Consider the following 11,814-nt stretch of genomic DNA (forward strand, 5'->3'; position numbering starts at 1 on the left):
GAGACTCCTCAGGAAGGGGGACGGGCTCAACCCACCGTGCACGGGGCGCCGTTCAGCGTGAAGCCGAGCGGCGGCGCGTCGCTGGCGCTCCACCGGCCCTGGATGCCGAAGGTCGCCGAGCCGCTCGGCGCCAGGACACGGTTCCAGTCGACGTTACGGGCGGTCACGGTGGCGCCGGTCTGGGCGACCGTGGCGTTCCACGCCGACGTCACCTGCTGGTCCCCCGTGAAGGCGAAGGTGACGATCCAGCCGTCGACCGGTGCCGCACCGAGATTCTGGACGGTCACGGACGCCACGAAACCGGTCTGCCACTCGGACTGGTTCCGGTAGGTCACCCGGCAGGTCGAGGGCGGCGGAGGCGACGGGGTGGACGTCGTGGGCAGGGTGACCGTGTTGGACGCGATCGACACGTTGCCAACCGCGTCCCGTGCCCGCACGTAGTAGAGGTTCCGCAGCGGTGTCGATGCCGGCAGCGCTGTCGTGTACGTCGTCCCGGGCACTGTGGCGATCAGCGTCGAGCTGAACCAGCCGTCGAAGCGGTAGACGTTGTAACCGAGGACGCCGACGTTGTCGGTCGACGGTGACCAGGACAGCGTGCCCGTCGAGGAGTTAACCTCGGCGACGGTCAGGGTCTGCGGGGCGCTCGGCGGGGTGGTGTCCGGGCCGGTGTCCGTCACCGGCGTGACCACGGTCAGCGTGTCGGTGGTGGTCGAGCCGTGCCCGAGGGTGTCCCGGGCGACCATCCGGAACGAGTACTGCTTGCCCGGCCCGATGTAGAAGCTGATCGTGGTGCTCGTGACGGCACCGACGCTGGCGCTGTAGATGACGTCGTCGAACGCCTGGTAGTACGTGATGTCGTACCCGGCGATGGCGCAACAGCCGGGCTTGGCGGCCGTCCAGGTGAGGGTCACCGAGCCGGCCCGCACCTCGCTGGCGGTCAGGTTCGTGGGCGGGCCCGGCGGAAAGGGTGAGGTGTTCGGCGTGCTGGGCGCCGAAGTCGGAGGCGGCGGCGCGGTGCCGGTCGGGTCGGCGGCGGGCATCGCGGCCCCGGCGGGTGCCGGGGCGACCCCGGGGTACGCGGCGGGCGCCGCGGTGCCGGCGTCGGCCGCCGGGGCGGTGCCCAGAGCGGTGGCGAGCACCACCGTCGACACCATGACGGCGGCCAGCAGACCCAGCCCCGAACGGCGGAACAGCGAGTACGACGAGACTCCTGTCATACGTCGACGATGCCGGCCACATATCGATGATCGCCAACGCGTCTCACCAGTCGGTCGGTGCCCTTTCGGCACGTCGGCCAATGTGTGCGCTGGTGAGCGGACGACTTGCTGGGAGCGATACCAGCCGGGGCGAAAATCTTTCTGCCCGATCGCTACACTCGCCGCAACGCCGGCACCGTCCACAGTCCTCAGCCTGCGCTGAATCGCATCGAATGGAGACGCCTGTGACCCGCGACAAGGCGGCACCCCCGGGCATCGACCCCCGCATTCCCAGCGTCGCCCGGGTCTATGACTTCTTCCTGGGCGGCAAGGACAACTTCGAGGCCGACCGACAGGTCGCCGAGCACGCCCTACGGATCACCCCGGACGGGCCGGCCGCCGGCCAGGCGAACCGGGCCTTCCTCCGTCGGGTGATCCGCTTCCTCGTCTCCGAGGCGGGCATCGACCAGTTCCTCGACATCGGATCGGGGCTGCCCACGCAGGGCAACGTGCACGAGGTCGCCACCGAGCAGAACCCGAAGGCTCAGGTCGTCTACGTGGACAACGACCCGATAGTCCTGACGCACGGGCGGGCACTGCTCGCCGCGGACGGCACCGCGACGGTGATCCAGGCGGACATCCGGACGCCGCAGGAGATTCTGCACCACCCGGACGTACGGCGGTTCCTCGATTTCGACCGGCCGATCGGGCTGCTGCTCTTCGCGATCCTGCACCACCTCGGTGACGACGAGGACCCCCGAGCGGTGGCGGCGGAGCTGATCGACGCGCTGCCCTCCGGCAGCTACGTGGCGGTCTCGCACTTCCGGGACCCGGGCGAGCGCGACCCGGAGGGCTCCCGCAAGGCCCGCGAGGTCGAGCGGGTCTTCAACGAGTCGCTGGGCACCGGCCGCTGGCGCACGGACGAGGAGATCCTTTCCTTCGTCGACGGCCTGGAGGTGCTGGAACCGGGGCTCGTGCCGCTGGCCGAGTGGCGTCCGGAGCCGGGCGCGTCCGCTCCGCAGCAGACCGACACCTATCACACCTTCGTCGGGCTGCTCGCCCGCAAACCGTAGGTTCCACCCTCGACGCGGTCCGTCGGCGAGAGCACTGAGCCCGAGCTACAACGTCAGCGATTGCGGGGCACCTGGGGGTGCGCCAAACTGCCGTACTGCCATGTCTCAGCGCCCGAGATCGTGCCACGGTTCCAGAGTCGTTCTAGCGGGACCGCCGAGATCAAGCGCCAGGGCCCCGGTCGCCCCGAGGTGCCGGGGCGCCCTCCTCTCTGGCTACGTGAACGGCCTGCGCCTGGTCCATCCGACGAACCTAACGAACAGGGCGTCAGGGCCGGGCATGTCGTGAGGGTTGAGCTTCACCATGTCGCCGGTCGCGTCGAAGAGGTAGCCGGCCATCTCGATCGACAGCCCGACCGGGTCGCCGTCGAACACGGCTCGCAGGGTCAGTCGGGCGGTTGCGCACGGCCAGACTCCGCACCCCCGGCGGCAGTGCCAGATCGGGCGGATGGGTGCGTGTCCTGCGGAGATCGGCAGGCAGTGACCGGATGGGGTGTGGCGCAACGTCATGCTCACATGCTGTCGCTCATTGGTGTCATGCGTCAACAACGTGCGGCACCAATGTTCCACGTTGTCGCTCAGCTACCACACGTTGTTGCCTACCGTCAAGGGCATGGATCTGGTCGGCGTTGCGGAGATCCGAGACATGCTCGGCGGGATCAGCCGGCAGCGGGTCAGCATCATCGCGAACAGCAAGGGCTTCCCTGACCCGGTTGCCGTGCTCGCGATGGGCAAGGTGTGGCGTCGGCGCGATGTTGCCCGGTGGATCGCTGAACATCGACCCGACCAGGCCGACTGACCGATACGACGAAAGCGCCCCGGTGGCCCGTGATGGGTGCCGAGACTTCTCGTGCCTCCGCCACCTGGCCGCGCGGCCCCATCGCCAGCGGCGCGAGGAACAGGGTTACCGGCCGACCACCCGCACCCTGCCCGATGTAGAACGGGTACGCAGCTCAGCGAGAGCGCCTTCCTCGAAGACTTCGCCGGCGGCGTCGACGAGGCCCTTGCGCGCGCCCTCTACGTCGTTCAGGGTCCGATCGCCGGCCTCCTGTTCAAGGCGCGTACGACAACAGCGGCCTGGCGGGACAAACCCTGCTACTACTCCATCTCGCGCCAGGACCGTAGGACCGCACCCGAGCTCGAGCAGTTCCTGGCCGAGCGGATGAACGCGACGACGATCGAGGTCGACTCGTCGCACCTCGCCATGGTCACTCACCCGGAGGCGATAGCCGACCTCATCATCATGGCGGCCCACGGCACTCGGAGCCCGACACCGAACGGCGCCGCCCGGTGACGTTCCACGGTTATCTGTAAACAACCCTTGATATTAGACGTCACGAACGTCAATATGTGGAGGTCGCGGGTCGCCGAAGCCTGGGGAGTGAGCCATGAGAAGCCGTCGCATCGTCGCACTGGTGGCCGGGGCGGCGATGACCGTCACGGCCGCCGTCGCCTTCGTCCCCAGCAGCATGGCCGCCGTGTCCTCGGCCAACGCCGTCGCGCTGGTCGCCTGCACCGCACCTGGCTGGGCCGAGGGGAACACCTACCAGGCGGGCACCCAGGTCACCTACGGCGGCCGCCTCTACCAGGCCCTGGTCACCCACACCGCGTACGCCGGCGCCGGCTGGAACCCGGCCTCGACACCGTCCCTGTGGCGTGACCTCGGCGCCTGCTCGGGAAGCGCTCCCCCACCCACCACGGCGCCGCCGACGACCGCGCCGCCCACCACGCCGCCGCCCACCACGCCGCCACCCACCACGGCTCCTCCCACCACGGCTCCTCCCACCACGCCGCCGCCGACCGGCGGGACCTGCGCGGTCAAGTCGCGGCCCACCGGCAAGGTGTTGCAGGGCTACTGGGAGAACTGGGACGGCGCCTCCAACGGCGTACACCCGGGGCTCGGCTGGATACCGATCACCGACAGCCGGCTCGGCCAGCACGGCTACAACGTGATCAACGCGGCGTTCCCGGTGATCCGCGCGGACGGCACGGTCCTCTGGGAGAACGGCATGGACGCCGGCGTGAAGGTGGCCACCCCTGCTGAGATGTGCCAGGCCAAGGCGGCCGGCGCCACCATCCTGATGTCGATCGGCGGGGCCGCCGCGGGCATCGACCTGAGCTCCAGCGCGGTCGCCGACCGGTTCGTCGCGACCATCGTGCCCATCCTGACGGCCTACCACTTCGACGGCATCGACATCGACATCGAGACCGGCCTGACCGGCAGCGGCAACATCAACACCCTGTCGACGTCGCAGGCCAACCTGATCAGGATCATCGACGGCGTACTGGCGCGGATGCCCTCGAACTTCGGCCTGACCATGGCGCCGGAGACGGCCTACGTCACCGGCGGCAGCGTCACCTACGGCTCGATCTGGGGCTCGTACCTGCCGATCATCAAGAAGTACGTCGACAACGGCCGGCTGTGGTGGCTCAACATGCAGTACTACAACGGCAGCATGTACGGCTGCTCCGGCGACTCGTACCCGGCGGGGACCGTGCAGGGCTTCACGGTGCAGACGCAGTGCCTGAACAACGGCCTCACCATTCAGGGCACCACCATCCGCGTGCCGTACGACAAGCAGGTTCCCGGTCTGCCGGCCCAGACCGGCGCGGGCGGCGGCTACCTGTCGACGTCGCTGGTCACGCAGGCCTGGAACTCCGTGCCCGGCCTCAAGGGCCTGATGACCTGGTCGGCGAACTGGGACGGGTCGAAGGGGTGGACCTTCGGCGACAACGTGAAGCGCCTCCAGGGCCGCTGAGGCCCTCGCTGGCCCGCCCCGAGGCCCACGACAGGACCGGGTTCAGGGCGGGCCGTGCGCGGTCTGGGCCCGGGTACGTCTGATGCTGTCGATCTCACCGTTGATCGGTAGCCAGTAGAAGGGGATGAACGCCGCGACCGCGATCAGGCCGGCGATCGGGTGGACGATGCACAGGGCGGTTCCGACGGCGATCCAGATGGGGGCCGCCCGGAAACGCCTGCTGATGGCTCGGGCGGTGGCCTCGTCGGTGGTGGACGTCAACAGGCGGTGACCGTTCCTGGCGTACTCCCAGATGACGTTGAAGAGGATGGCGGCGGCCCCGTAGACGATGCCGTAGAAGACGAGCGCGGTCCGCGTGCCGGGGCCCTCCTCGAAGGCGCGGGCCAGCACCGACGAGACGAACGGCAGGAGCGCGATCACCATCAGGAGCAGGGTGTTCAGCAGGAGCAGCAGGCGATCGGCGGAACGGATGTGGTCGAACATGACGTGGTGGTTCACCCAGATCTGGCCGAGCAGCAGGAAGGTGACGCCGTAGGCCAGGTAGGACGGCCACAGGCCGAGCAGCTCGCGCATGAGGTGCTCGGTGTCCATGGGCGGCCGGATCTCCAGGACGAGAAGGGTGATGGCGATCGCCATGACGGCGTCGCTGAAGGTGACCACCCGGCTCGGGTCACGTTCCGCTCCGATCGGCCTTCGGGATCTGGTCGCCCCGTTCGAGGTGGCACCGCAGGAGGTCCGGATCTTGCGCATCAGCCTCCCCCACCCGTACCCGACTGCCGCCGGAGCGCTGCCGGGAATCCCCGCCGCGCAAGGAGCTAAACCGGCGCCCACACCATCGTCCGGATGGCCCGGAGGCTCACCGTGCCTGCAACCTGGCGCGGACGGCTGCGGCGTCCGGGTGGTCCAGGGCCGTGAAGATGTCCAGTGCCCCCTGCCAGTCGGCTCGGGCGGAAGCGGGGTCGCCGAGCGCGAGGCGGGTGTCGCCCAGCCGGCTCAGCGTGTCCGCCTCGCCCCAGAGGTCGCCGAGATCCCGGGTCAGGTCCAGCGTGCGCTCGTAACACTCCACGGCCCGGCCGAACTGGCCGAGGTGGTGGTGTGCATACCCGAGGCTGTCCCAGGTAGCCGCCTCGCCCGCCCGGTCGTCGAGCTGCTGGAGCAGGTCAAGTGCCTGCTGGCAGTAGGTCACCGCCGTGAGGTGTTCGCCGAGCTGGGCGTGGCACCAGCCGACGGCGTTGAGCGCGTCCGCCTGAGCCCTGCGGTGGCCGACCGTCCGGGCCAGGACGAGGGTCCGCTCCGAGTGCTCGAGGGCCCTGCGGGGCTCACCCTGGCGGTCCCACAGCGAGGCCAGGTTCTGGTGCGTACGCGCCTCGCCCTCGGTGTCGCCGCTGGCGACGTACAGGTCGAGGGCGCGTTCGAGGTGACCGAGTGCGTCGGCGTACTGGTCGACCACGGTGTGGGCCCCGGCGAGGAAGCGGTGCGCGACCGCCTGCGCGACCGGATCGCCGAGGCGTTCGGCGGCGAGCAGGGCCGCTCGGCACGTCTCGACGCGATCGTGCCAGTGCCCCTGCCGGTCCAGGAACGTGTCGAGAGCCCGCCCCAACCGCCAGGTGTGGGCGTCGAAGCCGCCGCTCGCGGCCAGGCGGAGGGCGGCGACCAGGACCGGGTGCTCCGCGGTCAACCATTCCAGCGCCTCCGCGTGCGAGGTGGGCCGCTCCGGGCGCACACCGACCGCCGGCGAAGTCATCAGATGGTCGACCGGGTCGCTGTGCGGACGCAACAGGGCGTCGGCCGCGTGGGTGGTGTGGGTGTAGTGGTCGAGGAGCCGGATCGTGGCGGCCCTGCGGTCCGGCCCGGTATCGGTGCCGTCACCGAGTTCGGTCGCGTACGCCCGCAACAGGTCGTGGGCCGTGAACCGGCCGGGTCGGTGCTCGGCGAGCAGGTTCGCACGGGTCAGCTCGGTCAGTAGCCGGCGGGTGTCGTCCACCGGGCGACCGGCCAGGCTCGCCGCGGCGGCCACCGTGATGTCCGGGCCGGGGTGCAGGCCCAGCAGCCGGAACAGCCCGGCGGCCGGCGCGCTGAGTGCGGTGTACGACCAGGAGAACACCGCCCGCACCTCACCGACCGCGTCTCCGGCGTCGAGTACGCCGAACCGTTGACCGGCCGCTCCCAGCGAGGCGGCGAGGGTGTCCAGTGGGAAGCCGGACTGCTGGACCCTGGCGGCGGCGATACTCAACGCCAGTGGAAGCCGCGCGCACGCGGCGATGATCGCCTCGGCGGCCCTCGGCTCGGCGGCCACCCGTTCGACACCGAGCCGATGGGCGAGCAGGTGGGCGGCCGCGTCCTGGCTGAGCAGCCCGAGCGGGAGCGGGTGCGCGCCGTCCAGGCCGACCAGTGAGGTGAGCTGGTTGCGGCTCGTCACCAGCACCATGATGGTGGGTGTGCCGGGCAGCAGCGGGCGGACCTGTTCGGCGTCGCGGGCGTTGTCGAGCACGACGAGGATCCGCTTTCCGGCGAGCGCGCTGCGGTACAGGGCGGCCTGGGCGTCGAGGTCGGCGGGCACCCGCGTGGCCGGAACGCCGAGCGCGTCCAGGAAGCCGTCCAGCGCCTTCGCCGCGCTCACCGCCTGCCCCCGCGGGTCGAAGCCGCGCAGGTTGACGTAGAGCTGACCGTCGTCGAAACGGTCGGCTACGCGATGCGCCCAGTGCACGGCCAGGGCGGTCTTGCCCACACCGGCGGTGCCCGAGATCGCGGCGACCACCACGGAGGTGGGCGCCGCGACGAGCTTGTCGAGGACGGCCAGCTCGTCGTCGCGGCCGGCGAGGCTGGCCACGTCGGCGGGCAACTGCCGGGGTATCGGTCGGCCGGGTGCGCGCGGGGCACGGCGGCGACTCTCCTCGATGCGGTCCCGGGCGGTGGCCAGCTCGCCCTGCTCGGCCGGCGTGGCGCCGAGGAGCTGGACCAGGGCGTCGAGCCGGTCGGTGGGTGGCAGCGTCTTGCCGGTGAGGTACTCCGCGATCGCGGTGTGCGACCAGCCGGTGCGGGCGGCCAGCTCACGATAGGTCAGCTCACCGTCGCGCTGTTGACGTGCGTGCCGTCGTCGCAACGCCCGCAACAGGCGGGCGAGGTCGTCGGACGTCTGCGCCCCCGCGGCATCCAGTGCCCTGCCCCCCACCATTGAGATCGACGTTCGTCAGTGTACGGCGGTGTACGGAATTCCGACCAGAGGCCGATTCGACACGCGATCCTGCTCCCGTGCAGAGCGCACAGATCCGATCGATGGAGGTCCTGTGTCCGTACATCTCAAGCCTCTGATCTTCGCCCTGACCGTGCTCGCGGCGACGCTCGCCATCCCGACGACGGCCGCGTCGGCGACGACGCCCGACGCGGCCATCTGCAGGACGAAGTCCACCTGCGCCGACGGCGGCCTCTCGGTGGTGTCGTCGCACAAGCCGGCCCGTGTCAGCGGCGGCGTCGGGACCAATGTCATCCCCGTTCCCCCGCCGGCCGCCTTCCCGCCAAGCACCCCCTGCTATCGCGAGGAGGTCTCGGAGGAGGTCTACGAGACCGCCACCTACGCCACCATCTACGAGTTGTACTTCCAGGCGAGCGTCTGCCTGTTCCCCAGCGAGATCGTCCTGTACGGCCTGGACACCTCCCTCTCCTTCCCCAACGACGTGCAGGATCCCCGACTGACGTCGATGCGGTTCGTCGTGCGGGACGAGATCGTGCACATCAGCCCGACCGAGAAGGACGGGTACTCCGAGCTGTGGCTCACCTTCTGCACCAACCCCGCGCAGCCGAACACCTGCCAGCGCTACCTGCACCGGCTGGGCCTGATCTTCAACCCCGCCTGGGTCTACCCGTTCTCCGTGTTCGAACGTCTGAGCTGACCGTCCGTCCGTGATCGATCAGGGCGCCCTCCGGGACTCCCGGCCTCGGGCGCCCTGACCGCCCGACCGCATCGGTTGCCAGTGGATTTCCACGCCGTTACGGTGAGGTCCCATCGACGTTTGTCTACAAATCGGGGGCCGCATGTCCACGCCTGTCACTCGCCGTACCGTCCTGGCCGGTGGCGCCGGCGCCGCCCTCGGCCTGGCGCTGCCCGGCACCGCCGCGCACGCCGGCGGCCACCACGAGAGCAGCGTCAGCTTCACGCTCGACGCGCGAACGCTCGACGGCGGTGAGCAGGTCACCTCGGTCACCCTCGACACCCGCCGGCTCGGGTCGATCGACCCCGCCGGGCTCACTCCCGACACGTTCTCCGTGCACGCCAAGGCCACCAGCCCGATCCCGATCGCCCCCGGCGACCTGATCTTCAGCGAGTACGACCTGGACCGCACGGTGACCGCGGCCCGGCTCGACCGACACGGGCACATCGTGCTGGAGCTGAGCCACGCCGAAGGTCAGCCCGGCGGTGGCACCCTCGGCTACATCGTCAGCAGGGGACGCAACGTCCGGCTGGACCTCGTCTACACCATCACGCAGAACACCCCGATCGTCCGCCGCCACGGTTCCCCCCTCACCATCACGCGCTTCGTGCAGGGGCGGCTGTCGAACCCCGAGGTGGACGCCTTCAGCCACCACGTCTCGGGCTCGGGCCTGAAGTACCGGCTGTACTCCCCGGCGCGTTCGCCCCGCCACGGTCGCCGACCACTGATCCTCTGGCTGCACGGCGGCGGCGAGGGCGCATCGCTGCCCGACGACTACTACGACAACGAGACGACGCTGCGCGCCAACCGCGGCGCGCTGGGCTTCGCCACCCCGGAGGCGCAGCGGATCTTCTCCGGCGCGTACGTCGTCGCTCCACAGAGCACCTCCTACTGGATGGAGGACGGCCCCCGGTTCGCCCCGCTGATCCGCGAGGTCGTCCAGGACCTCGTACGCCGCGAGCGGGTCGACCCCGACCGGATCTACGTGGTCGGTTGCAGCAACGGCGGCTACATGTCCCTGGAGATGACCGTCGCCTACCCCGAGCTGTTCGCCGCGTCGGTGCCGATCTGTGGCATCGTCGAGCCGCTCGGCGGGGACGGCCCGCCGCTGATCACCGACGCGGAACTGGCTGGAATCCACACGCCGACGTGGCTGGTCACCTCGCGCGACGACGACACGGTGCCGCCCGAGACCAACACGGTCCACGCCCACGACCTCATCGAAGGATCACTGGTCACCCTGTACGACAAGGTCGTCTGGAACGGATACCAGTTCCCCGGTCACTGGTCCTGGATCTACGTGGCCCGCAACGACCCCAGCTACCACGGCACCCACATCTGGCAGTGGATGGCCTGCCGCCGCCGATGACCCACCCTGCGCAGGTCAGCCCACCTGAACACCTGCGCGGTACACGGCGAGCGGGCGGCGCAGCACCCTGATGTCGCTCGTCGGATCACCGTCGACGATCAACAGGTCGGCCTCGAATCCGGGCCGGACGCGACCCTTACGGCCGCCCACGCCACACACCTCGGCACCGACCACGGTCGCCGCGGTGAGAGCGGCGGTGGCGGGAGTGCCGCAGGCCACGTACTCGATGAGCGTCTCCGGTAGGACCCCGTGCGGCTTCGCGGGGCCGAGGCCCGCGTCGGAACCGGCCACCAGACGGACCCCGGCCCGGTACAGGGTGGCGGTGCCGGCACGTAGCGCCGCGGCGCTGAGCCCGGCCCGCTCCGCCATCGCCACCACCTCCGGCGGCGTGACCACGGCCGGGTCGGTGCCGAGCGTGGCGCAGACCGCCAGTCCGGACGCGGCCAGGCGGTCCGCGAGTTCGTCGGGGACGTGAGCCCCGGCCGCCGTCACGCAGGTGCAGTGCTCGATGCCGTCCACACCGACCCGCAGCGCCTGCTCGACAGCGCGGAGCGCGTGCGCGTGCGCGGTCACCGGCAGGTCCAGGTCGTGGGCCTGCTCGACGGCGGCGGTCATCTCCTGATCGGTGAACTGCAGACCGGTGGTGTCCGTGCCGGGGGTGAACACCCCGCCGCTGGCCATTATCTTGATCAGGTCTGCGCCGGCCGCCGCCCTCAGCCGCACGGCCTCCCGCACACCGTCGACACCGCTGGCCTCACCCCCCAGCGTCCAACAGTGTCCGCCAACGCTGGTGATGGGCGCGCCGGACGCCACCACGGTCGGCAGGTCGTCGCGCACTCCCCGAGCCCGCCAGCGGAGCACCGCGTCCCGTCGGTCGCCCAGGTCCCGTACCGTCGTGACGCCGGCCGCCAGGTGCGCGCGCAGTGACGCCTCGACGACCGTGTCGAGATCCGCCTCGGCGCGCTCGGCGAGCCGGCCGAGCGCGTCCGGCCCGGCGTCGGCGCACAGGTGCACGTGTGCGTCGACCAGACCGGGCAACAGCGTGCCGTCCGGCACCTCGCGCACCGGCCAGCCCTCCGGCGCGTCGACCCGACCCCGGTGCACGTCGACGATGCGCCCGCCCTCGACGAGGACCAGCACCCCACCCTCCACGAGCCGCTCGCCGTCGAACATCCGTGCCGCCCGGACAGCCTGCTTCGTCATGGTCACCCCGTCCCCCGTGCGACCGCAGCCACCCGCCACGCCGCGCTACCTCGTATCCTCCGGCGAACCACCGGCCGTGACCCGACCATCGCAGAGTCGAGGGCCGTCCAGCCTCCCTCGCCAGGGTGATTCCATCTCCCCCTAACTAGGCGGTCACCGATCGAAATAGGGGCGTCCACACAGGACACAAGGCGCCGCCTGTCGAATCACGACACCGCTCTCCGGGCCGTTCAAATTCTGCGGACCACTGCTGCCAGTAACGGTGGGATCACCTGTAAGGTCATCGCG

The 11,814-nt window shown here is 70.5% G+C and carries 11 protein-coding genes; 6 read left to right on the top strand and 5 right to left on the bottom strand.

Features of this window, described 5'->3' with window-relative positions; all coding sequences use genetic code 11:
• Positions 1–26: 26 nt before the first annotated feature.
• The gene (locus ABZU91_RS22945) at positions 27–1,217 is read right to left on the bottom strand and encodes a cellulose binding domain-containing protein (RefSeq protein ID WP_355243911.1); all 1,191 of its coding nucleotides are present in this window, start codon (positions 1,215–1,217) and stop codon (positions 27–29) included.
• Positions 1,218–1,441: 224 nt separating this feature from the next.
• Here ABZU91_RS22945 and ABZU91_RS22950 point away from each other — a divergent pair, with 224 nt between their 5' ends.
• Positions 1,442–2,269 carry an SAM-dependent methyltransferase gene (locus ABZU91_RS22950; protein WP_355243914.1) on the top strand — a complete coding sequence of 276 codons (828 nt, stop codon included), beginning with the start codon at positions 1,442–1,444 and terminating at the stop codon, positions 2,267–2,269.
• 213 nt (positions 2,270–2,482) lie between these two features.
• On the opposite strand, the gene ABZU91_RS22955 is transcribed toward ABZU91_RS22950, so the two are convergent.
• Complete coding sequence (locus tag ABZU91_RS22955; RefSeq protein ID WP_355243917.1) at positions 2,483–2,641, bottom strand: hypothetical protein; 159 nt, start codon at positions 2,639–2,641, stop codon at positions 2,483–2,485.
• Positions 2,642–2,879: 238 nt separating this feature from the next.
• Here ABZU91_RS22955 and ABZU91_RS22960 point away from each other — a divergent pair, with 238 nt between their 5' ends.
• The 3 genes from ABZU91_RS22960 (at position 2,880) to ABZU91_RS22970 (ending at position 5,025) form a co-directional block, all read left to right on the top strand.
• Positions 2,880–3,065, top strand: a complete 186-nt coding sequence (locus ABZU91_RS22960) for a hypothetical protein (RefSeq protein ID WP_110562400.1) — start codon at positions 2,880–2,882, stop codon at positions 3,063–3,065.
• Between the two features lie 51 nt (positions 3,066–3,116).
• Complete coding sequence (locus ABZU91_RS22965; protein WP_355243921.1) at positions 3,117–3,560, top strand: alpha/beta fold hydrolase; 444 nt, start codon at positions 3,117–3,119, stop codon at positions 3,558–3,560.
• 94 nt (positions 3,561–3,654) lie between these two features.
• Complete coding sequence (locus ABZU91_RS22970) at positions 3,655–5,025, top strand: glycosyl hydrolase family 18 protein (protein ID WP_355243923.1); 1,371 nt, start codon at positions 3,655–3,657, stop codon at positions 5,023–5,025.
• A gap of 42 nt (positions 5,026–5,067) precedes the next feature.
• Here the strand turns inward: ABZU91_RS22970 and ABZU91_RS22975 are convergent, their stop codons facing one another.
• Both ABZU91_RS22975 and ABZU91_RS22980 read right to left on the bottom strand, forming a co-directional pair.
• Positions 5,068–5,775: a TMEM175 family protein gene (locus ABZU91_RS22975; protein ID WP_355243926.1), complete on the bottom strand. Its 708-nt coding sequence runs from the start codon at positions 5,773–5,775 to the stop codon at positions 5,068–5,070.
• 106 nt (positions 5,776–5,881) lie between these two features.
• A complete protein-coding gene (locus tag ABZU91_RS22980) occupies positions 5,882–8,200 on the bottom strand; it encodes a tetratricopeptide repeat protein (protein WP_355243928.1) in 2,319 nt (772 codons plus the stop codon).
• 112 nt (positions 8,201–8,312) lie between these two features.
• On the opposite strand from ABZU91_RS22980, the gene ABZU91_RS22985 reads away from it, so the two are divergent.
• On the top strand, positions 8,313–8,915 hold the full coding sequence (locus ABZU91_RS22985; protein ID WP_355243931.1) for a hypothetical protein: 603 nt from the start codon (positions 8,313–8,315) through the stop codon (positions 8,913–8,915).
• 142 nt (positions 8,916–9,057) lie between these two features.
• Entirely contained in the window at positions 9,058–10,323 is a 1,266-nt protein-coding gene (locus ABZU91_RS22990) for a PHB depolymerase family esterase (protein WP_355243934.1), read from the top strand.
• Between the two features lie 15 nt (positions 10,324–10,338).
• Here ABZU91_RS22990 and ABZU91_RS22995 read toward each other — a convergent pair whose 3' ends face one another.
• A complete protein-coding gene (locus ABZU91_RS22995; protein ID WP_355243937.1) occupies positions 10,339–11,526 on the bottom strand; it encodes an amidohydrolase family protein in 1,188 nt (395 codons plus the stop codon).
• Between the last annotated feature and the right edge of the window lie 288 nt (positions 11,527–11,814).

The organism is Micromonospora sp. NPDC005174 (genome assembly GCF_040608495.1).
Taxonomy (GTDB): Bacteria; Actinomycetota; Actinomycetes; order Mycobacteriales; family Micromonosporaceae; genus Micromonospora.